Origin of the sequence: Paenibacillus sp. FSL R5-192, from assembly GCF_000517845.1 — a bacterium.
Taxonomy (GTDB): domain Bacteria; phylum Bacillota; class Bacilli; order Paenibacillales; family Paenibacillaceae; genus Paenibacillus; species Paenibacillus amylolyticus.
This window is the reverse complement of record NZ_ASPR01000014.1, coordinates 1,259,922-1,283,442: the sequence shown is the minus strand read 5'-3', so window position 1 is coordinate 1,283,442 and position 23,521 is coordinate 1,259,922. Positions and strand designations below refer to the sequence as shown.

General features: G+C 44.8%; 17 protein-coding genes. 4 read left to right on the top strand and 13 right to left on the bottom strand.

The window, feature by feature from the left end; translation table 11 throughout:
- Nucleotides 1–68: 68 nt before the first annotated feature.
- The 3 genes from C161_RS13950 to C161_RS13940 form a co-directional block, all read right to left on the bottom strand.
- Nucleotides 69–5,321: a S8 family peptidase gene (locus tag C161_RS13950; protein WP_036670772.1), complete on the bottom strand. Its 5,253-nt coding sequence runs from the start codon at nt 5,319–5,321 to the stop codon at nt 69–71.
- A gap of 688 nt (nt 5,322–6,009) precedes the next feature.
- Complete coding sequence (locus C161_RS13945; protein WP_036670771.1) at nt 6,010–7,500, bottom strand: exosporium glycoprotein BclB-related protein; 1,491 nt, start codon at nt 7,498–7,500, stop codon at nt 6,010–6,012.
- 282 nt (nt 7,501–7,782) lie between these two features.
- On the bottom strand, nt 7,783–9,243 hold the full coding sequence (locus C161_RS13940) for an alpha-L-fucosidase (protein ID WP_036670770.1): 1,461 nt from the start codon (nt 9,241–9,243) through the stop codon (nt 7,783–7,785).
- Nucleotides 9,244–9,365: 122 nt separating this feature from the next.
- Between C161_RS13940 and C161_RS13935 the strand changes: the two genes are divergently transcribed.
- Complete coding sequence (locus C161_RS13935) at nt 9,366–10,211, top strand: AraC family transcriptional regulator (RefSeq protein ID WP_036670768.1); 846 nt, start codon at nt 9,366–9,368, stop codon at nt 10,209–10,211.
- A 27-nt stretch (nt 10,212–10,238) separates the two neighbouring features.
- Here the strand turns inward: C161_RS13935 and C161_RS13930 are convergent, their stop codons facing one another.
- Both C161_RS13930 and C161_RS13925 read right to left on the bottom strand, forming a co-directional pair.
- Nucleotides 10,239–11,324, bottom strand: a complete 1,086-nt coding sequence (locus tag C161_RS13930; protein WP_051449723.1) for a glycosyltransferase WbsX family protein — start codon at nt 11,322–11,324, stop codon at nt 10,239–10,241.
- A 61-nt stretch (nt 11,325–11,385) separates the two neighbouring features.
- A complete protein-coding gene (locus C161_RS13925) occupies nt 11,386–12,477 on the bottom strand; it encodes a hypothetical protein (RefSeq protein ID WP_036670766.1) in 1,092 nt (363 codons plus the stop codon).
- 188 nt (nt 12,478–12,665) lie between these two features.
- Between C161_RS13925 and C161_RS13920 the strand changes: the two genes are divergently transcribed.
- Complete coding sequence (locus C161_RS13920; protein ID WP_235193806.1) at nt 12,666–13,073, top strand: hypothetical protein; 408 nt, start codon at nt 12,666–12,668, stop codon at nt 13,071–13,073.
- Between the two features lie 117 nt (nt 13,074–13,190).
- Here C161_RS13920 and C161_RS13915 read toward each other — a convergent pair whose 3' ends face one another.
- The 6 genes from C161_RS13915 to C161_RS13890 form a co-directional block, all read right to left on the bottom strand.
- A complete protein-coding gene (locus tag C161_RS13915) occupies nt 13,191–14,537 on the bottom strand; it encodes a glycoside hydrolase family 30 protein (protein ID WP_036670764.1) in 1,347 nt (448 codons plus the stop codon).
- Between the two features lie 22 nt (nt 14,538–14,559).
- Nucleotides 14,560–16,203, bottom strand: a complete 1,644-nt coding sequence (locus tag C161_RS13910; RefSeq protein WP_036670763.1) for a sugar ABC transporter substrate-binding protein — start codon at nt 16,201–16,203, stop codon at nt 14,560–14,562.
- A gap of 37 nt (nt 16,204–16,240) precedes the next feature.
- Nucleotides 16,241–17,128: a carbohydrate ABC transporter permease gene (locus C161_RS13905; protein ID WP_017688674.1), complete on the bottom strand. Its 888-nt coding sequence runs from the start codon at nt 17,126–17,128 to the stop codon at nt 16,241–16,243.
- 15 nt (nt 17,129–17,143) lie between these two features.
- A complete protein-coding gene (locus C161_RS13900) occupies nt 17,144–18,133 on the bottom strand; it encodes an ABC transporter permease (protein ID WP_200868492.1) in 990 nt (329 codons plus the stop codon).
- A gap of 119 nt (nt 18,134–18,252) precedes the next feature.
- The gene (locus C161_RS13895; RefSeq protein WP_017688676.1) at nt 18,253–19,275 is read right to left on the bottom strand and encodes a LacI family DNA-binding transcriptional regulator; all 1,023 of its coding nucleotides are present in this window, start codon (nt 19,273–19,275) and stop codon (nt 18,253–18,255) included.
- Nucleotides 19,276–19,455: 180 nt separating this feature from the next.
- Nucleotides 19,456–19,800, bottom strand: a complete 345-nt coding sequence (locus tag C161_RS13890) for a thioredoxin family protein (protein WP_036670761.1) — start codon at nt 19,798–19,800, stop codon at nt 19,456–19,458.
- Between the two features lie 118 nt (nt 19,801–19,918).
- Between C161_RS13890 and C161_RS32355 the strand changes: the two genes are divergently transcribed.
- On the top strand, nt 19,919–20,056 hold the full coding sequence (locus C161_RS32355; RefSeq protein WP_017688678.1) for a hypothetical protein: 138 nt from the start codon (nt 19,919–19,921) through the stop codon (nt 20,054–20,056).
- A 79-nt stretch (nt 20,057–20,135) separates the two neighbouring features.
- On the opposite strand, the gene C161_RS13885 is transcribed toward C161_RS32355, so the two are convergent.
- Together C161_RS13885 and C161_RS13880 are read right to left on the bottom strand one after the other, a co-directional pair.
- Nucleotides 20,136–20,438 (bottom strand): DUF3817 domain-containing protein, encoded by a 303-nt coding sequence (locus C161_RS13885; RefSeq protein ID WP_306068467.1) that lies wholly within the window; start codon nt 20,436–20,438, stop codon nt 20,136–20,138.
- Nucleotides 20,439–20,633: 195 nt separating this feature from the next.
- Nucleotides 20,634–21,602, bottom strand: a complete 969-nt coding sequence (locus C161_RS13880) for a LacI family DNA-binding transcriptional regulator (protein ID WP_036670760.1) — start codon at nt 21,600–21,602, stop codon at nt 20,634–20,636.
- A 381-nt stretch (nt 21,603–21,983) separates the two neighbouring features.
- On the opposite strand from C161_RS13880, the gene C161_RS13875 reads away from it, so the two are divergent.
- Nucleotides 21,984–23,408 (top strand): glycoside hydrolase family 1 protein, encoded by a 1,425-nt coding sequence (locus C161_RS13875; protein ID WP_036670759.1) that lies wholly within the window; start codon nt 21,984–21,986, stop codon nt 23,406–23,408.
- Nucleotides 23,409–23,521: the final 113 nt, after the last annotated feature.

Here is a 23,521-nt window from a genome sequence, read left to right as displayed (position 1 = left end):
CCTCGGCTTATCGGCTTCTTGCTTAGATGGTCAAAACGCAGTTATCATCCAAGTCATACTTTGCATAATTAAGGTTGCAGACCCTCAGCGGACGGTGGACTCACTTCCGTTCCATTCTCTTCAGGGCTCGAATCTGGTTCTGGAACGGATTGTTCTTGTGCTGCGCTGACGAACAATCGTCCAGCTGCTTCCGCCTCTACTTTGTTGCCTGCTGCATCCTGAGCGCGAATCACAATGACTCCACCATCCAGAACAAGGGATGAAGGTGTTGTGTACGTACCCGTATAACGACCAGGTTCAGTCTCCACCAATGGAATCTCTCCTGCCCCTTGGGCATTCAGATTCAAAGGTAACTGAATACGGAAAGATGCTTGCAGACCAGGTTTACTATCAAATGAAACGGTAACACTCTCCCCTGATGTGATTCGAACATCTTCAGCCGGAGTAATATTCGTAAGTTCTGGCAACGCCGTTTCCACATAGACGGTGCGGGTTACGGTTGTTTTGTTACCAGCGATATCGGTTGCTGTAATGGTTATTGTGTTCTCGCCTTCATTGACCAATACACGGTGACTGAAACTTCTGTCTTTACCCACTTGTACGGTTTGTCCGTTAACGGTTACCTTATCGAGGAATTGTTCCACGACATTACCCGTTACGTGAACCACTTCTGCATTGATGCGATCCCCTTGAGCTGGCGTGAGAATCGTCAATTGTGGTTTGGTCTGATCCAGAATAATGACTACGGGGAGTGAACGGTCCGTTGTTTTACCGTCTACCACTGCCTCCGCAGTAATCGCATTAATGCCAGAACGGAGCTTCACACCGTATGAGAACTTCCCATTTGCCACCGTTGTGGTGCCAGCCAGATCCTTGCCGTTGTAGATCTTGATCTGAGCTCCAGATGCCGGAGACGTTCCCGACACAGTGAAGGTCGATTGATTCGTATACGTGTTTGCAGGTACTGTGAGCACAGGTGCATTTACCGGATATCTCACGACTGCACGAATCATGTAATTGCCTTCTTCTACCGGTGAAGTACTCCATGCTCCGCTTACACGCTGCCAGCTTCGACCTGCATTTGGACCATCCTCATCGGTAGCGAGTCCCGGAGCGCTAGTTCCAGCTAAACTCTGTACATACACGATATAGAAATCACCCGTTACAATGACCGGTTCTGGGAATTCAACGGTTGTCCATTGATCGTTACGAAGTGCAGTACCGTCAAATGGTCCAGCCAGTTGCCGTCCCGGAGCTCCGCCCGCACCCGATGCATCATATACGGCATATTGGAACGCTGTGCCTCCAGGTACAGGCCATTCGGTGTTCCAGAATCGGAACGATGCACCTGTCAGTTGAGCGGTCTCCAGCTCTGGTGTCATTCGAACTGCCCAAGCGTTATCCGCAGCATTAAAAGCTCGTGCGTTCTCTGCTGTTCCATCATCATAAGCAATTTCCCCAGGGAAACCGATGAATGGTTTTAAGGCAACATTTGCCTCAGCCGTACCATTACCAGGGACTGTCACAGTAACGGTTTTACTGTAATAATCTGCAGCCCGGATGGATAGGGTATAACTTCCTTCCAATACCTGAATATCGAAGCTGCCATCTGAACCTGTGCGAACTTCACCTACATTCGCATCTTCCACCACGAGAACGGAAGCATCAGCCAGTGGTTGTCCTGTCCGCTCATCCGTTACTACACCTTCAATCTGCCCATGCGGAATTGCTTCCAGATTAAAGTTGGCTTTGGCTCCATTGCCATCTGTAATCGTCACCTGCTGAGTTCGAGGATAATATCCATATGCTTCAGCTTTTAACGTGTAATCACCTGCTACGTGTGTGAAGTTATACTTGCCTGTAGCTGGATCTGTCTTCACCGAACGTCCGGTTTCCAGTACGGTAACCGTTGCACTTGCAGGCAGGCTTTGTGGATTAACCGAACCTGTTCCTGGTTTTTCAACTTCAGGTTGTTGCTGTTTCGTTTTGTTAAATTCCGCTTTGTCTGTCCGCGAAATTTTGTACCATGGATTATCATAGGACGGTTTTGGTTTGTCATTGTTAAGCACAACCGCACTGTCCTCCGTTACCGTCTCTGCAGCAACTCCCAGTACACGGAAATCATCAATGAACCAGCCTGTCTTCACAACACTGTTATCTGAGGTCAGGCGGAACCGGAATTGAACTTCATTACCGGTAAGTGCATCCAGATCATAAAATACAGGTGTCCATTGTTTACCGTTGGTACTATGTGAGAATTTGTCCAGTTCTGACCATGTGGTTCCACCATCCTTGGTGACTTCCACATACCCGTAATCGTATCCACTCTCAATCTCGTACCAATGATTAAACGTAAGTGTTCCTTCGGACACATCCGTCAAATCAATGACCGGAGATACGAGTGAATAGTTGGAGCCACTCTCGTACGTATTGTCGAGATCAGTCGCCCAGACATTCGGTGGAGAAACCGCGCTGGCAGGTCCCGTTACCGGAATACCGCGTTCCCACTCATCTTTGGTTCCTGAATGAGTCCAGCCATTATCATCACTGCCATCGAAATGATCGATGTAGATATCCTGAGGCACCTCTACTGTAATGGAGACCTCATTCGATTTGTCGCTTTCATTGCCACTATAATCAAGTGCGGCAACGGTATAATAATACGTCGAATCTGTCACCGTAGCCGTATCTGTAAACGTTGTTCCTGTTGCAGTTCCAATGGATTCATAACCTGCACCTGCGGTTGTGGAGCGATATACGATATAGGATTCGAGATCCTCATCGCTCGGACCCGTCCAGCTCAAGGCTACATTACCAAGAATATCGGCCGTCGCAGACAATCCGGCAGGAGCACCCGGAGCAATCTCATCCAGTTCTTCTACAGCGAAATCATCAATGTACCAGCCAGCCTTTTGCAATGAATTATCGCTCGTCAGATTGAATTTGATGAACACCTGCTGTCCCGCGTATTCGCGAAGATCCACATATTGTGTCTTCCAATTGCCACCTGTACCCGTGAAGGTTAACAGTTCTTGGAACACATAATCGCTATCCTCGGAAGCGATGTATACCTTGCCGAAGTCGATGTTATTCTCCAAGTCATACCAGTGCTTGAAGGATAACAATGCCCCTTCCGGACTCTCGGTGAGATCAATTGGCGGCGCAAGCAGATATGCATTGCTATTCGCCACATAAGTTCCTTGCAGATTGGTTGCAATCACCTTGTCACCGGAGTAGGCACTTCCAGGACCACTGCTTGGTGCTCCCCATACCCAGGTACTTCCGGTTCCGCCAGTCGTGAATCCAAGCTGATCTTCTTCAAAATCCTGAAGGTATCCTGGCTGAACACCATTGGACACAGCCACTTTGTATACCTGACTTTCGAATCCGTTGTTACCGTAGTCGTTCACACGGATATAATACTCCACACCTTGCGGTTCAATAAGAAAAGCAGGGATTGTCGCTGTATACGTCCCATCTTTGTTATCTCCAGCAATCCGGTTCATCGGTAGATAAACGTACTGGTTGGTGCCTGTCGTTTTGGCAAAAGCCTCGACGGAGACTACTGCGACGTTATCTGTCACATGAGCCGTTAGTGGTATATCAATGCCTGTAAAGGCAGAATTAACAGGGGTATGTGCCAGTACTGGCTCTTCCAGATCATCTCCGGCCGTAACCACTCTGCCGGATACCGTGCCAATTCCTTCGAGTACAGACCCCACAGCATCAAGGGCATTAATAATGCCGTGACCGTAGCCGTTATTAGGAGATGTCGGATACTGACTATCCGTTCTCGGCGTGGCTGTATCTGTAATGATCTGCTCCAGCTGATCCACCGTAAGGGAATGATTGGCCTGAAGCAGCAGTGCAGCAAGTGCAGTTGTATGTGGGCCTGCCATGGATGTTCCGTTCCAGCCTCCCTCATATACTCCGCCCGGAACTGATGAACGGATATTCACACCAGGTGCAGATACTTCCGGTTTGATCTCACCATACGGGGATGGGCCCAGCAGGGAGAACGAAGCCAGATTTCCGTTGATATCGGTTGCTCCTGTAGCAAAACTTTCAGGATAGTTGGCTGGGTTAGCAACAGAACCAGGTCCGCCCGGGTTACCCAGTCTCACATTTCCTGCGGAGAATTCCGGGAAAATCTGAGCATCACGCCAAGCTTGGACCATAGGACGGAACCATTCATCCAATCCTGCGCCTCCGCCCCACGAGTTGTTAACAACATCCGGTGCAAGTTCAGGATGCAGATTGCCTTCCGCATCCACCGGAGCGATCAACCATTGTCCGCCATCCAGAATAATGGCATCTGTTGTTTCCGGATTGAATATCCGTACACCAATCCACTTCGCACCGGGAGCAACCCCGATCTGGTTGGTACCATCTGCTTCGGAGCCAACCATCGTACCCATCGTGTGCGTACCATGCCCGTCTCCGTCCGCAGGGAGGGAAGCATTACTGTGCGGATCATACCAGCTCAGTTCGGGATCAACGATATTGCCCGAAGCATCCAGTCCCCGCCATTTGCTGCGAAGCGCCGGGTGGGTATAATCCACACCGCTGTCCAGATTGGCAACAACAATCCCTGTTCCATCGATGCCCCGATCCCACACGGCAGGCGCATTGATGTAATCCAGGTTCCATTCCACGTTCTCTGTCGCAAGCTTGTCCTTTGCAGCAGGCTCTTTGTCTTTGTCTTTGACACCGACTGAAGAGTCTTTAGCTGGCGTTTGGACAGCATCTTTGCCTGGTGCCGCATTCGCCGGTTCTTTACTCACTTCGGCTTTCTGTAAGTATCTCGTCTCATTCGGTAGAATCTTCTCCACCTCAGGCAGCAGCGCAATCTGTTCCATGACTTCTTTGGTACTCGTTACTGCCAGTGAATTTACGATAAAATAGCTTTTATATTCTTTGACCTTACCCAGGTCAACTTCCTTTTCCAGATAAGTTTCCAATGGATATTGTGTACGCGAGGCCGTTTCTCGCAGAGAGCTGACAACCGAATTACGAACGGACAGCTTTGTGGCTGAAGCCGTTTGTTTGGCGATGGTCGCCTTTTCAAGGGCCTGTTTGGAGACTGCTGCTGTATCCACCTGTTCCTTCATTTTCACCAGATAGGTCACATATTCACTACCATCAAATTCTTTGGTCAGCTTGGCGTTTACTTTGGACTCCGTAACTTTGGCAAGTCCAGATTTCATATCCAATTTGGATGATGTGGAGTTTTCAGCTGAAACCGGATGAATGATCGAAAATGCAAGGAGAAGCGAGAGCCCCATGGAGATGGGCTTGCGTAACCGATTAATCTTTATCAAACTTTTCCACTCCTTTTACCCGGTTTTTTAATTTAGTCTGGTACATATGCCCTTCTCTGCAGAATGAAACGGTAAATTACCTTTATTGCGTACGAAATAGATACCCTGGATTTCACATAAAGCCTCACCTCCTTTACAGGTCTGGTTAGGGAACAATATGAGTCAGAAGAGATAACAGATCAGTCTATGATTTTTTACTTGGAAGTTTAGGAGATTGAATGAATCAGATTAAACCATGTGAGTGAATAGTTTGGGTGTTTGAATAATGCAATGAGAGTGAATGTCTATAAGCATTCATGTGGAAGGGTAATCTGGAGCGTTAGCAGAACGCTTGCTAAGGAGTGGTGGATATGACTTTCGATCGTGATTCGAGTGAGTGCTTAAACATTTTAATTACATATAATAGTCGATTAGGAATTTAATTGGATTTTATTGGTATAGTATAAAGTCATTATTCGATATACACAAGCACTATATTGAAAAATATAGAAAATAAGTCTATTTAATGCTTTTATGTGTCTGATGTCGCTTACGTATTTCAGCTTATTTTTCGTATTCATGCATTTTTTTTGATGAATAATAGTTTGTAGTAGTTCTATACAACCAAGACCTCATAATCAAAATTTCAAATCAAGAAAAAGAACGACATGAGAACTCTCATGTCGTTCATCTCAAAATTTATATCTCATCATGTAATGTTCACGCCGCCACTTGCATAACCAACAACGGTATTCACAAGAGAAAGTCCGGCTGCCGTTGCCGAGAACACCAGTAGCAGACGTGTCTGTGCAGTCACAGGTATAGCCAATCCGGTTGTTATGCCATTGGAGATACTACCCAATGCAATAATACCGGTGAGTGGAGGTGCCAGTGTAACGACCGCCCCCGGAACCGCAGTAAATGCATTATTCGGAGTCGGTGAACTGAATAATTGCGCAGTGATGGTCACCGTTGAACCAACCAAGGCCAAGGCTGCTGTGGTACTGAAATAGGCAGCAATGGAAGTTATAACGCCATCCCGTGGGACAGAGAACGCAAAGTTAATGAGTGGTCCGACAATCGTTCCCGTTAAATCAATCGTGCCACCCAGAATGCTGACTCCTGTTGCCGAGCTGCCGAAACCGATAAGGCTTGTCGTTCCGACCAGTCCACCAAGAATCGTTGTTAATATGGCAGGTCCGCCAGAAGCAAATGGTATGATGGCGCCCGAACCCGTAGCTCCTGTAACACCAGTGCTGCCAGTTACTCCCGCAATCCCAGTTGCGCCAGTAGCCCCGGTTACCCCAGCAATTCCGGCTGCACCCGTTGCCCCGGTGACTCCCGCAAGTCCAGCTGCCCCGGTAGCCCCGGTGACTCCGGTGGCTCCTGCTACGCCAGGATCACCTGTTGCTCCTGTAACGCCCGCTGCTCCAACAGCTCCTGTACTCCCCGTTACACCTGTCGCTCCTGTTGCGCCACCTGCTGGGCCTGCCGCACCCGTTGCGCCAGTAACACCTGTCGCACCTGCGGGTCCCTGGGCACCAGCAGCTCCCGGTGTACCAGCTGGACCTACACCACCCTGAGCACCAGCAACGCCAGCCGGGCCTTGTGGACCAGGTACGCCCTGAGGACCCGCTGGTCCTGCAGGTCCTGCCGGACCTTGACTGCCTATGTTTCTAAGCCCTGTTGTGATTGCCAATTCGGTCGCCCGAATCAAAATGACCAGTTGATCTTTCTCAGCCGAATCGATATTCCCCTGTAAAATGACAGATAGGAGCACATCCAGCAATTGCTGCAAATTGGTTCCCACACTGATCGGAGAAAATGGAACGGCCTCTGCAGATACAATGGTAAGCTCCAAGATCGCTTCGAGATCTGCCTTGGTTCCCTTTTTCAAATCCGAGCAATGAACCAGAGCCAGTAATTTACGCAGTACCTCAATCAGAAGTGAAACATTGTGAGGCGAGGGATTCGCAAAAACCTGTACAATTGCTCCTTTCAACTCACCAATTAATTTGAGAAGGAATTCGGCTTCTTTGTCAAAACACTTATGATGGTGGTTATTGTGATGATGATTGTGGTGGTTATGATGGTGCTCGTGATGGTGTTCTTTGTGCTGCTCTTGGGGATGGTCACAGTCCTCAGCTTTTTTTTTCTTAAATCCGCTCCAACCATATCTGATGCGTTTCTTTGGTTTCATCTTTTTAGCAGATCCTCCTTAGTGAGTCTCAATCAATCCATTACAGGCGAACATCACTGGTTTGATGATATCAGTATATTAGCAAGCAAGAATTTCGTGATTATTATATAAGTGAATTTCCGAATTACAGTTTCATCTTGGAGAAACCTCCATTATCACGGAGAGGATTTTGCATGGAAGTCAGCCCTATATATAGCCCAACCAAAAGAGCGCTATCCGATGAGTACAATACTCCTGGATGCGCCCTTTTTATATTTACAGTATTTAATTTATCTTTGTTGATTAGTCCAATTTAATTTTGAAAACAATAGGCGCATTACTTTTCACAGTTGTCGTTGTGATTGTCAGTGCGTCCGCTGTTCTCTCCCATTTCGGTTGTTCCTCGTAACCAAGTACCTGAATATCTTGAATGACCCCTTGAAAATGATGAGAATTTTCCTTCAGGGATTTAATCTGCACCACCCCGTTATCTGGATAGGCAAGAACCGTGGCATACAGAGTACTTTCTTTTAACGTAAACCGTATATCTTCACTCGTAAATATCTTCGTATCCCCATCCGTGAATTGCCCTTCCTTCACCTCTGTCGGACCCTCACCAAACGTACGCCAGAATGACGTGTCATAGATCGCTTCCCCATTCACTTCCAGCCACTTGCCAATGCTCAGCAAAATCTCACGATCTTCTTCCGGTATGCTGCCGTCTGCTTTGGGCCCAATGTTCAGCAGTAAATTTCCGTTTTTGCTTACAATATCGACGAGATCCCGAATGATCTCTTCAGCCGTTTTATAGTTATTATTTTCCGTATAACACCATGAGTTTTTAGCAACAGCTGTATCCGTTTGCCAAAAATAGGGCTTAAGCTCAGCGAACTGTCCCCGCTCCACATCCGGAACGGCACTACCAAACATGTAGGCCTCATGTTTATAATTGATAGCAACAGGCACGCCCCATTCTTCGCCTTTGTTATAATAATAGGCAGCAAATTTTTTAAGATAGGGTTTGAAAGCAACCGTTTGAATCCACCAATCAAAATAAAAGACCTTTGGCTGATATTGATCGACCAGTTCACAGCAGCGAATCAACCAGTCCTCCAGATACTCCTCGGTTGGAGGTGAGTCATACAAGTCGAAGTGATCCTTGGGTTCAGGCATGGCAGGCCAATAGAAATCCCCACGCTCCAGGGGTTCCTTAATATCTGAATCAAACTCCTTCCCGTGAGACATGAAGAACCAGTGCTCGGCGCGGTGAGACGACACGCATAATGTCAGCCCCTGCTTCTCGTATGCAACCTTCATCTCACCCAGAAGATCCCGTTTGGGGCCCATTTCATATGTGTTATAGTGAGAGATAGAGCTTTTGTACATCTGAAAACCATCATGGTGCTCAGCCACAGGCATAACATATCTGGCTCCAGCCTGTTTGAATAACGTTGCCCATTCGTCTGCATCGAACTTCTCTGCACGAAACATCGGAATGAAGTCTTTATATCCAAAGCCCTTATGAGGTCCATACACCTCAAGGTGATGTTCATAAGCTTTGGTGCCTTGTATGTACATATTTCGCGAATACCATTCGCTATCATAGGCCGGTACAGAATATAGCCCCCAGTGAATGAATATGCCGAATTTCGCTTTTGGGTACCATTCGGGTACTTGGAAGGTGCTAAGCGAACTCCAGTTGTCCTTGAATTTACCGCTCTCAATCGTTGCTTCAATATGTTGCAAATATTCGTTTTTGTCCATGAGATGTTCTCATCCCTTCTGTTATTGTCTGTAGTTGTATTGTAGTGCTACGGCCGAAAGATAGACATGCAGAACACTAACTTTTAGATGGACAATAATAACCTTGTATGGAGATGAAAAGTATGAATCACCAAACTTTGCTTACGAACTACCTGTCCAATCTCCAAGTCGAATTATTCATGGTCAATTACAATCGGTGTGATACGGATTGGCGGGATCTGGATTACACGCCCGATTACAGCAAGTTTTATTTCATATGCGAAGGTGAAGGTTGGCTCAAAATTGGGGATGAGGAGTATTACCCTGCACCTAATCAACTTATTTTAATGCCAGAGGGGATCCAACAGTCTTACTCTGCCATTAATGAAAGTCCTTTTCTCAAATATTGGTGTCACTTTAGCGCGAAGGTTGGTGGAATCAATCTGTTCCAAATTCTGAAATTCCCACACATCTGTACGATAGATCAACCTGAGTTGATTCAAGCAATCTTCAGCAGTATCCTTACATATGCAAAATCCGATGAAGTCTATGGCCATATGATGGCCAAGAGCAAACTAACCGAGCTACTGTCTCACTATATAATGAATCTGGATCTGGATCAGATCTCTTTTATTAACGTGCCTGTCATGGAGAAACTGTCCACCATTCTGGCTTATATTGATTCCAACATCGAAGAGAATATTTCGGTTCAGGATCTGGCCCAGATCGCCTACATGCATCCGAATTATTTCATTCGATTCTTCAAGCAGCAGATCGGAGTTCCTCCGATCCTCTATATTACTGGCAAAAAAATCGATAAGGCCAAGGAGTTGCTGGCGTGCACCCCGAACACAATAACCACCATCGCCGAGCATCTCGGTTTCAGTGATTTGTATTATTTCTCCAGACAGTTCAAAAAGCATACAGGGTTAACTCCAACGGAATACCGCAAACAACAAACGGTACTTACAACGAAACATGGTCTATAAATAAGCCAAAGCAAAGAGAGAGTTCCCTCATTCGGAACTCCCTCCTATAGACTTGTTTCTGTTCGATTCATGCTGAGTTACTTTCTTGAGTTCGCTCAAATAAGCATAACCATAGTTTTGATCCGGCTCAAGATATGCCCCTTCCGCCCACTCATTCCAGGCATTAACAAAAAGATATTCACTTTTGTACAGCGTCCTCGCTCGTTCCATCTGTCTGGACAGATACAGCCCAAACTTCTCTGGGGTGGCCCCGAGCGTACTCTGTCCGTCAACACCTCTCCGCGGTGTATTATCCCAATTGACAAAAGCACCTGGATAGACAATTTCTCCGTTACGGTGTGGTGTTCGTTCGAGAATGGAGGACCATACCTTGTCGTAATTCACAGCAATATGCTGCTGTCCCTTGATGTTCATTTCGATCCAGATTCCATTCATATGTCCATGTGCAAACGTATAATGCGGTTCAAATTCCATACTCGCATCAAAGACCTGACGATTAAATGTAGGGAATCCACCAATGGTCTGCACAAAATGAATCCCTTTCAGGCCATGCTTCAAAGCCAATTCACGCCAAAACTGAATCATTTCCTCACATTGCGGAATACTGGCTGGTCGATAGATCACAAACAACGGCTTACCTTCCACTCGAATATATCGTTTGTCCTTAAATACTTTTACCAAATAATTGAAATGTTCTTCCCAATCCTCTCGATCCCCATAATTCTGGGCCATGAGAATATCGGATTCTTGCCCATCCCATTTTCTTGTCCATGTCTCATTGGCCCAAGACAAACAAAAAGGAAAATCAGGCTCCCCACTATCCAAAATTTCATTCACTGGTTTTTCCAGCAAACGCTTGCCTTTGAACCAATAATGATAATAACAAAATCCATAAATGCCATGCTGTTTAGCCGTTTCCGCTTGCCACTTTCGTACATCTGGATCGGAAAGGTCATAATATTTCCCCTGAAATGGCTGTTTAGGCTGATGATGACCCGAATATAAAGGCGCGGCTTTTTTTACATTCGTCCATTCGGTAAAACCGTCCCCCCACCATCGGTCGTTCTCCTCAATCCGGTGAAATTGGGGCAGATGCAGAGCAATTACCTTCAATCAGAACTCCTCCAATGCAGCAACATGATGCAGCCTACGCTCCTGTGATTTTTGGGATGATTTATATGAAAATGATATCCAGCAGTCGCAATGTTTTTTGTAGATGGGATTGATTATATTTCATGTATGCCAGAGCATGGCTAGCGGCCAGTCTCCTTGCATCAACACTATGCCAGTAAAGTTCAAACTTCTGAGTGAGCTCTTCACAAGAGTTGTATTGTTGAAAGTTACTAAGGTCAATCACGTTGCTCTGATTCACAGATGGTCCTATGAGTTGAAACGTCCCACATGCGGCAATTTCCATCACGTTTTTGATTGATTCGCCACGATGAATAACCAGTTTGCTTCCGTTATATAACATCTGACGAGCTTCATTCGTATGAACAGGCTTGAAATCCCCGATCTGTGCCCAACCCTTTCCATCTACCCGAACCTTTTTGTTATCCAAAAGACCCGATTTGGCAACAGCGTTGACGATGCCATCCGATTCTGCATCCCCGATGATATAAACATCCGATTCGTACTCCGAGGGAACAGCTTGCGGACAGAATATATGTGGATCAGGTGGCATGAACAGTTCATGACTACCAGTGCTTCCCATATGATGCTGATCATCGCTTATTTGGGTTGAATGTTGTGTAAACACGTGATCAAAAATCGGTAGAATAGTTTCGCTTTGATTCACTTGTTGATCGGCAGACAACCAGATGGCCTTTTTCACGGTGGATGTCCTTAATGCTGTAATATTCTCATCCGGCAAGTTTTCTCGGCTTCCGATAACCATAATCAGGTCAACATCATAGGAAGACAAACAGGCTGACACGGTTTCGATATATTTAATCTCATTCACATTTCTCACGAGATGTTTCAGACTCTGTTCAATCAGGACACAATGTGATGACATTTCTCGGTCATTACAAGGAGTGATAAGAAGCACATTTAACTCCTTATAGATCACTTTTGGTACTTCTCGGGTAGGTATGCTTCCCACCTGCATCATTTTCAGCCATTGCTGATTCAGTTCCAATTGCTGTACTTCCATATGTTTACGCATGGATTTGAGTTTCCTGTTCAGAACCACATTCATCTGTCTCAGGAATAACCGGTTCGCATCATGAACTGAACGTTTCTTTTTCGTGGACTTAACCTGCATTTTTGACTTCTTTTGGATAGCAAACCCTCCCGTTCCATACGAAAACATTCTCTGCCTACAATATGCATGACATAGTGTTTCGCTAACTCTTTTTTTGCAAAAGGGGCTTTATCCCAAGTATATAATGTGTGGCCACCCGGATCATTCCAGATCTTGTCCTCATAGAATATATGAATACTGTATAGGAGATGATATCTTTGCCAACTTTTGATAGCATCCTTGTCACCGGTAATCAGACCATTAACCAAGATCTGCAAGTTAATGGTAATCAAACCGTTGGTGTCGATCTAAACGTCAATGGCAGTCAGACCATAACAGGCAGCCTTCAAATCAACGCCAGCTCCTCGATTGTCAACCATTTGGGTGTAGGCGGAGTGATTGAAGCTGGAGATAGCGTTAAGGCCGCTACACAATTAATGGCACTTAATCAACCTACTCTTCCAGTCTCCCTCCCCGTTTTGCAACAATTCAGATATTACAATCCTGGTGTTGCAGGTCAACCCGGTCTGGTCTTAACAGGGACAGCTGGCAACCAATATATACTGTTCGTTGATGAGAGTAGTGGGACACCCCATCTCGCTATTCAGCCCGTATAATATAACCCTGAATAGATGAATTTCACCAAAAGAAGCGATATCCGAGTACATTCCGGATATCGCTTCTTTTGGTTTCATTTCTGATGAAGCCTACTTATAACTCCATCTATTTATTTATTAATCTGTGATCAATACGGACAAGACACTCTTGCTTTCCAGCTGAAACTGCATCAATACATCGTCGCGCAGCTTAACCTGTATGTTGCCCGTCTCCTCTCCATCATTGAAGAGGACTAAAGCTACGGAACCATCGGCATTTTTAAAAGCCACAGAACAAATTCCATCATCACTGGATATTGATTCGATCCGAACAGCCTTCGGACGGATCACAGCACTGAAATGTGCCAGAGCATAATAATCAAGCGTATACGTAAGTTCCTTTGTTTGCTGATTCACCTGTACGATCCCACGGCACGTACTGCGGCCAAATCCAGGAACGGTTGGCCCGTTGTTCTCATCAAGTGCCATATTCCAAAGTACAAAGGACTTGCTGTAATTGCGAAGAATCTGAATTCCCGTTCGCATCACATTTGAGAAAGCTTGCTCAAATGGCGGAATCCACTCTCCACCCGAACCTTCAGTGAAATGCACTTCTTTCCCTGCAAAAGCTTCATAAACCTTCGTTTGAGCAGAAGCATCGCCCCCGTACCAATGCCAGGCTACACCATCCACTTCCTCTCCCGCTTGTTCCAGCACGGTCAGTGGATAGTCCGGTTGATCCCAGTTGTGATCGTAACAGAGAATTTTGGTTTGAATATCGTTTTGCACAAAGGCTGGTTTGAGATGATTTTTGATAAAATCTGCTTGGGCCTCGGCTGGCATCAACATACCCGGATAGTGCCCGGGTTCATAAAGCGCCTCATTCTGTGGTGTAATGGCATGGATGGGTAATCCATGCTTGCCATATGCTTGAATGTATTTCACAAAATATTCAGCATAAACGGGATACCATTCAGCCTTCAGCTGTCCAGTGATCATGGATCCGCTCGTTTTCATCCAGCCGGGTGCACTCCATGGTGAAGCAAACAGCTTCAGTTCAGGGTTCAATGCCAACGCCTTTTGCGTTAAAGGAATAACGTCCCCTTCATCATGTATAATGCTGAATTGGGTTAATTCCGGGTCTGTCTGCTGTTCTGGCATATCGTTGTAACTGTATATCGTTCTCGCATAGTCCGAAGCGCCCATCGGATTACGGATGACCGACAGCCCAATCCCTTTCTCCGGATGGAAAAGCCTGGTCATGACCTCATCACGCTGCTCCTCACTCAAGATTTGGTTAATCAAATAGGCAGATGAATCGGTAAAAGAAGCACCAAATCCGTCCATCTCCTGATACGTTAGCTGATCATCCAGATGGATCGTCGTTGTCTCCTTATCAGTATCCAGTGGTTTCAATTGCTCCTGGGATAGAGATACGAATAACTCTTCTTCACCCGTGGATTTGTACATTTTGAATGTAGTCATAGGATTCTCCTTTGTATTTCTATTATTGAACGCCTAGTTTCTCTTTGTTCAGTTTCATCTTTTCACTGCGTACCTTCACAATCTCTTCCCAACGGTTCTCACCTAAAAATGACTTGTAAGAAGCCAGTGCATTGTTATACGAGGCATCATCCTTGGACCGTACCATACTGACCAGCGTTGTATTCCACTTCGTATTGATTGCTGACAACGCACGAGCTTCAGGTGTACCTTGATCCGGGCTAATATTCTCCAGAATGAAGTGTGGTTTCAGCTTGCCTTTGCCCCACTCTTGCATCTGTTTAATCGCTTCCGGAAAAGCATCTGCACTGAGTGCTTTGTGGCGGTCATGACCGAAGAACATAAATTCACCCATCCGATAATCCTTTTTGAATTGATCCGCGTTATTGAGTTGCAGGTCTTTCACTGCTGGCAGCAATTCTACACTACCGTCGGCTTTGGTTTGGTAGGTTTCCCCCTCGATCCCGTAATTCATAAGTGTCTGTCCTTCTTCACTCAGCAAGTATGTGAATATCTGAATGGCCTTGGCCGGATCTTTACAGTCCTTGGAAATGAAATTGATCATCCACCCGGTTATTCCGGATTGATTCAATGTTGGTGCATTACCTTTGGTGCTCTGCGGTCCATCGATAGCAACATATTCTTTGCCTGGATTCGCACTCATGTAGATTTGCAAGTTTCCTCCTTGTTGAGGTGTACCGTCAAGCAGCATCGTCGCATATTTACCGGACTTCACTTTTTCTTCAAAAGCGGTTCCATCATCGGCAAAACTGTCATCACTGATATTGCCGTCTCTATACACGGTGTTCAATGTTTTCAACCACGTGAGGTAATCTTCATCCAGATTGCGATCATAGAATTCTCCTGATTCGGTCTCCAACGGAACACCGATGAAATCTTGTAACGTATCCCCTAGTGAACCCGTTCCTTCTCCTACGGCATTAAAGCCGAATGGAATCAGCGCAGGGAACTCTTGCTTAATTCGTTTCATCACATTCTGGAATTCTTCTGGCGTTCCAATGACCGGACTACCCAAAGCTTCGTACACATCTTTACGAATGATAAATGCCGTTTTGGCAGGAATGTTACCGCTATCATAATCCTCTTGTGTATTGGAATAGTTCGGGTAACCATAGGTTTTACCATCCGCCAATTGGAACCAGTTCAATGTATCGGCAGCCGCAACTTTATTGAAGTAAGGATCATATTTTTCCGCCAGATCGTTCAGCGGCATCGCCCAAGTTGCAGCTTTTTGTACCACAGGAGAATTCGAGTCAAATACGGTCAGCAAGTCAGGCATATCTCCACCTGCGAAAAAGGTGTTTAACTTGGTATCATCACCTGTGATGAATTTAATATTGATGTTCAGATCCTCTTTGATTTTCTTGGTAACAATGTCCTTGCCAAAATCAGTGTTCCACCAGTCCGCATTGACGTACCATGTCAGGTCGGTAGCCTCTTCCTTTTTATCCAACTGCCAAGCTGGCTTTTCCGGGTCGACCGTATAACGATCTTCAATGGATACCCAGTTCCCTTCACTAGAGCCACCCGATCCACCACTGCAACCTGTAATCATAAGTACGGCTGTGAGCAGTGTTGCGAGCAATTTAATCCCTTTTTTGCCTGATGCCTTATTCAACTTCAACATATTTTTGTTCCTCCTCAAAATGGGGTATTTGTTGCTCCTATTCCTTGACTGCTCCGAGCATCATTCCCGAGATAAAGTATCTCTGAACGATGGGATAGATCAGCACGATAGGGAGTGTTGTAATGACAATGGTGGCCAACTGCACGCCTTTGGTCGTTGTTTCAATAACAGCTGAACCCCCGACATTTTGCATGGATTGTGTCTGTGACTGTACGATAATCTCGTACAACATCATCTGAAGTGGATACAGTGACTGATCGGTAATATATAACTTGGTTGTCATAAAGTCGTTCCATTGCCCCACCCCATTAAATAGCGCAATCGTAGCCATGGCAGGCATGGAGAGTGGAATGAAGATTTTCAGGAAAATATGCCAATCGCCTGCGCCGTCAATCTTGGCCGATTCTTCCAGAGAATCCGGGACATTCCGGAAGAAATTCATCAGAATCACGACATCATAGAAGCTGAATAACGCCGGGATAATGTACACCCAGAAGCTGTTAAGCAGGCCAAGTGATTTGATTAACAGATACGTCGGGATCATGCCACCGGAGAAGAACATTGTAATAACACCCATGGCAACGTATAATTTACGGCCTCTTATGTACTTTTTGCTCAGACCGTAACCAACCATGGCACAAAAGAACACATGTGTAACAACGCCAATCGTTGTTTTGGACACCGATATGAAGAAGGCCTGCCAGATGCCCTGATCATTGAATACCGCTCTGTAATTCTCCAGCGAGAATTCCGGTGACCAGAAGATGAACCCACCTTCCGCCAACGCTTTGCCTGAACTAAAGGAAGAGATGATGACATTCCAGAGCGGAACCAGAATAACGATCGTACAGATGATTAACAAAATCATATTTAAGGTATCAAAGATCCGACTATCAAGATCTTCTTTTGCCACCTTTCCATTCACGCGGGATGCCTCCTTCTACAACACAGATTGATTATCGTTTAATTTGCTTGTGATTTTGTTTGCCGTGACGAGCAGAATGACAGAGATGATGGAGACACCCAAGCCAACGGCCGTTGCATATGAAAAGTCACCCTGAGACATCCCCATACGGTAGACGTACGAATTGATGACTTCCGCTTTATCGCGGTTCTGGGAGTTCATGAGAACCAGGGTCTGATCCAGATTTGACCCTAATAAACCGCTTACAGTTAAAATCAGATTTAGGCTTATGATTGATTTCATATTGGGCAATGTGATATTCCAGATCTGTCTAAGACGGCTTGCACCATCAATTTTGGCAGCTTCATAATACGTTGGGTCAATCTTTGCCATGATCGCCAGATACAGAATCGTTCCCCAACCTGCTTCTTTCCAAATATCCGATAACGTAGCAATCCACCAATACTTGCCTGCATCCAGCAAGATGTTCTGCGGTTGCGAGATCACTCCCAGGCTAAGTAACAACTGATTAAATAAGCCCGTTGTCGAAAACCAGGTGATCAGCATTCCCCCAAGTACGATCCAAGACAAAAAGTGAGGTAAATATGAAACCGTTTGCACAAACTTCTTGAATCGTCCGCTGTTTAACTCGTAGATCATGATTGCGAGAATGATCGGAATGACAAACCCAATACCTAATTTCAAAAAACTGATCCCCAGCGTATTCACGACCGCATCCCAGAAATATTTGTCTGACAAAATGATTCTGAAATTATCCAGCCCTACCCAAGGAGCGGTAGCCAGCGTATCAATGACCGTGTAATTTTTGAAGGCAATTGTCAAACCGTAAATCGGGATATAACAGAAAATAATCATAAAGATAATGCCTGGGATAATCATCGATTGAATCTCCCATTGTCTCCGATAATCGACTATGAATTCTTTAATCCGTTGTCCGATGGGTTTCTTCCCATTGGGACTGATCGCATTTTTACCGGTTGATGTCTCTACGGCTAATTTATCCACGTTTTTTTACTCCCCTCCATCATACATACATTTATATAAAAACGTTTTTATTTTTCGACATAAAAAACCCCTTTGTTTTTATTTATGTAAAAAAAGACCGGAGAAGAAGCTGAGTCAACTTATGTACGGTAGTCTTTCCGGTCGATCTTCACATGGCTTGAACCTCTAACCACCAGCTCACCCGCCAATTTTTGCGCAGCCCCTTGTTCTTTCTCCTTAATCATACCCACCAGTTGATTGATTGCCAGGATACCCTGTCTTGCAATTTGATTTCTTACCGTTGTGAGTGGTGGAGAAAAATACTGTGCGATATCAATATCGTCAAAACCCACGACACTAACATCTTGAGGCACTTCAAAGCCCTCAGACTTCAACGCATGCATACAGCCAATTGCACTCAAGTCATTCCCTGCAAGAAATGCATCAGGTCGCTTGCCGGGGTGCAAATGAAGAAAAGATTTTATCGCACTATACGTGCTCTCCTCCTCAAAATACCCTTGTATAATGTAATCTTCATCGATTGGAAGCTGGTATTCATGCAAGGCAGCCAAATAGCCGTCTCTACGCTGCACACTGTCAAACATCGTATCCACACCCGAAATATAAGCAATTTTCTTGTGCCCCAGCCCAATTAAATACTTGGTAGCTTCATAAGCCGCCACGTACGAGTCAAAAATGACACTTCCCATCGTATCGCTCTGATAGACCCGATCCAGAAAAACCGCCTTGATCTTGTCTTTCTCCATTGCGATAATATCTTGCTCATCAATCCGAAGCTCTTCGTAGATAATGACACCATCCACCCGCCGACCCAGAATATTACTCATAATAACGTGTTTATCCTTGGTCACAAATACATTCAAACCATACCCAAGACGATCACATTCGCGAGACATTGACTCAACCAGCTTATAGAAATACGGACCCGATACACTTGTAGTGAAAAAACCAAGCATTTTGGTTTGACCGGACTTCAACAGCTTGCCATTCAGATTGGGCACATAATTTAAACGCTCTGCCACCTTAAGAACATGTGATTTTGTCTCCGGGTTCAAGACATCCACACCATTTAAGGCGTTGGAGACCGTAGATATGGATACGCCCGCTTCCCTTGCTACATCTTTAATCGTTATCTTTGCCATAAGTTTTGTTCCTTTACTATAAAAACGTTTTTATAATGTTTAAATTATCATAAAACCGTTTTCATGGCAACACTTTAATTTGCGAGTTCAAACATCATGTACTTTATTCATAGCTATATGCCACTGAGGGCGAAAAAAAACGGCTCATGTATGAGCCGCCGTTCATGAAGCTTTAGCTTTCTATTCCTCATCCTGGATATACATGGAGTGAATCTGTTGCAACTGCTCTTCCAGACGTTCCAAGCGAACAAAACGATCCGCTCGAATATATTCCTTCTGCTCCACAAGCATGATCATTGTTGGAACGGTAAAAATAAGAAACTTGGAAGCAACTTCTTCCACGTCGTTAGCATTAATGTGACCGAGGTATATTGATGGATAAGGTTCAAGCAACGCCCTGATCTTGGGGAGTAAAGCGTGACATACACTGCACTCTGGACGAGATACATACAAAAAAACCAATTCATGTTGTTGAATAACTTCTTCAACCATTTCTATGGATGTTAACTCATGAATATCTTTCATAGAAGCTCAACCCTTTCAATCATTCAATAGCTTGCTCATTTAAACTTTTTCTTTTCAAGTATAGCCTATATGCGTTAGAATCAAATGGAATATATCCCCATATGAAAGAGGTTATGGTATGAAAAAATCATTCTTATTTCTGTTCACTGCCCTGGTTGTTGTTACTTCCTTCTCGGCGTATACACCTGTGTCGAATGCCTCAGGCGATATTGGAGTCAGCTTATTGTCCGATCGTCAGCAAGGTACAGTAAAGTAGAACTTGTACAGAAAGTAACAGGCGACAATTCGGATAACATCTGAATTAGTCGCCTGCTTTCATTTATTCTTATTGATTTTTATTTCCAATCTCTCTTTCGAAGATAAGATTCGAATACAAAAGTACCAAACGGCAGTAGACCGGCGAGTCCACCCATCAGCCAACGTGTTATCTTCCACTTTTTGACCAGAGCCAAATGCACTAGTGCAATAAGATACAAAGGAAATAAAATACCATGAATCATGCCCATTACGGCTACAGCGGAAGAGATATCTGCAAAATATTTCAGAGGCATAGCAATAAAAATCAATAAAAGTAAGGATACGCCCTCCCATATGCCCGCAATTCTGAATCGGCCTGTCACTGTTTTCATAAAGTCCATTCTCACCTTTCCTGCTAATCGTTTGTGAAATATGTAACTTGTAACATGATACAAAAATCTCACGCCACATCTCCGTACAGATATGTCGTTCTGAAGCTCATATTCAGTATAACGTATGACTCCGATTTGAAGATGCTTCAAATTTGAATAATTATTGAATCCATAAAATCAGATTCCAACATCAGTCTTATGGATTCAAGTCGTCTCACGCTCAATCAGCTGGTATGTCAGCTGTTCGGTCTGCAACTCCATTTTACCCAATACGGCCCACAATTGATGGAAAGCCTGGGTAGCTTGCTCCGCAATCGGATTGTGTATGGTCGTGATTCCAAGAACACGGGAAAGCTCGATATCATCAAACCCCACAATGGCGAGTTGTTCCGGTACCTGAATTTTCCGTCTGCGTGCTTCACTAAGAATGCCGATGGCTGCATAATCATTGGAACATAATACGGCCTGTGGAAGTTCTGGCCCCTCAGCCATTCTTCGCATCGCTTCTTCGCCATCGGAGGAGCTAAATACGGAATATTGATATGCTTCAGTCCACACATGCAACCCTCTGCTCTTCATGAAAGATTCATAGGCTTCACGGCGGCTCTGGGTATTCAAACTTTCAGCCCTTCCAAATACATTTGCAATTCGGGTGTATCCTCTCGAAACCAGATGCTCCAGAGCTAACTTATACCCCTCTGCCTGATCCATAGCAACAGACGGAATCTCGTCATTCCCCATTCGCTGCCAGGAGACAATGGGCCCATACTCCATATAAGCCTTTAATTTCCGAGGATCATTAACACAAGCAATAATAACTAGCCCATCGACTCGTTTACTGCGCAGATCTTCGAACGCCTGCAATTCAATCTCCGGATCTCCACGGGATGTATAGATAATCGTCTGAAACCCAAAATCCATGGCTGTATCAATAAATTGATTCATGAATGTAAGAATGATCTCACCTGTGGTAGAGGTCACAATTCCAATCTGCTTTGTTTGCCCTGTAGATAACGATACCGCATTCCGGTTGGGAATATAATTCAACTGTTTCATAATATCCGTTATGATCTGTCTTGCTTCATCACTAACATGCGGAGAATGATTAATCACGCGTGACACTGTCGCTTTTGAGTAACCTGATCGCTTCATAATTTCATCAAACTTGGACATCGGAGACTCCCTTCTTGCTAACGAACTATATAAGTTCAACTAAGATTATTTACACTGGCACTTCGATGACAGAACAACCTTCCGATCGCTGTTATCCCCAGATTTTTTGATTCCCATATCTAAACGGGAAAATCCGGGGATAGCGTATGCTTCCGATGTAGCTTTCTTTCAGAAAGCTTTCAGGCGACCGCTTCGCTTCTTCTGGTTATTTCTGTCCTCTCCGTTTTCGTGTAAATTTTAGTTGAACTTATTTAGAACAATAGTATGCCTTAGATTGGGGTCAAAAGTAAAACTTGACGTGTAACCCGTTACAACGTTTAAGCTTTTTTTATGTCATACATGAATCATCTTAATATCAATTTAATGAATGGAGCGATACACATGAGTAATCAAACCTATCAATTCCCGGAAAATTTCCTGTGGGGTGGCGCAATTGCAGCCAACCAGGCTGAAGGTGCATACAATCAAGGCGGCAAAGGATTATCTACTCAGGATGTAGCTCCCAAAGGCATCATGGGTCCAATCACGGAAGAACCAACCGAAGATAACATGAAACTGATCGGTATAGATCTGTATCATCGCTACAAGGAAGATGTGAAACTGTTTGCCGAGATGGGCTTCAAGGTATTCCGTACTTCCATCGCCTGGTCCCGTATTTTCCCAAAAGGGGACGAGCTGGAACCAAATGAAGAAGGTCTGCAATTCTACGACGATCTGTTTGACGAGTGTCACAAATACGGGATCGAACCACTGGTTACGCTATCCCACTATGAGACACCTCTTCACTTGTCCAAAGAATACGACGGCTGGGTTAACCGAAAAATGGTTGGATTCTATGAGCGTTATGTAACTGCCGTATTTAAACGTTATAAGAATAAAGTGAAATACTGGCTTACCTTTAACGAAATCAATTCGATTCTTGAAGCACCCTTCATGAGCGGTGGTATCTACACGCCTAAGGAGAAGCTTAGCAAGCAAGATCTGTATCAAGCGATCCATCATGAGTTTGTAGCCAGTGCTTCCGCTGTGAAGCTCTGTCATGAGATCATTCCTACGGCACAGATTGGTTGTATGATGCTCAGTATGCCGACCTACCCGCTGACACCAAATCCAGACGATATGATTAAAGTCATGGAATTCGAACATAGCAACTATTTCTTCGGCGATGTACACGTAAGAGGTCGCTACCCTGGTTATATGAAACGTTACTTCCGTGAAAATGGAATCGAGATTCAGATGGAAGCTGGCGACGAAGAAATGTTACTGAATACAGTAGACTTTATCTCTTTCAGTTATTACATGAGTATCTGTCAGACAGCAGACCCGGAGAAACAAATCGCAGGTGAAGGTAACCTGCTTGGGGGTGTACCTAACCCTTATCTGCCAGCAAGTGAATGGGGATGGCAGATTGACCCGCAAGGATTGCGTTATGTGCTTAACATGTTCTATGACCGTTATCAAAAACCACTGTTTATTGTAGAAAATGGTCTTGGTGCTGTTGATGAATTGATCACGGGTGCGGACGGCGAGAAAACAGTTGAAGATGACTACCGCATCCAGTATCTGAATGATCATCTGGTTCAGGTTGGTGAAGCTATTGAAGATGGCGTTGAAATTATGGGTTATACATCATGGGGTTGCATTGATGTTGTAAGTGCGTCTTCTGCCCAGTTGAAAAAACGTTATGGCTATATCTATGTGGATCGTCATGACGATGGATCAGGAACACTCGAACGTTATCGCAAGAAATCCTTCCATTGGTACAAAGAAGTGATCAGCAGTAACGGGAAAAGTTTGCAACGTTAAGGTTCTTTAAGCAAATGTAACAGATACATTCTTCTATCCCCCAGACATATCACATAAAAAAGTGTCGGTTATACGATACCTTGGCATGTTTTCTGTCTGGGGGATTTTATTTT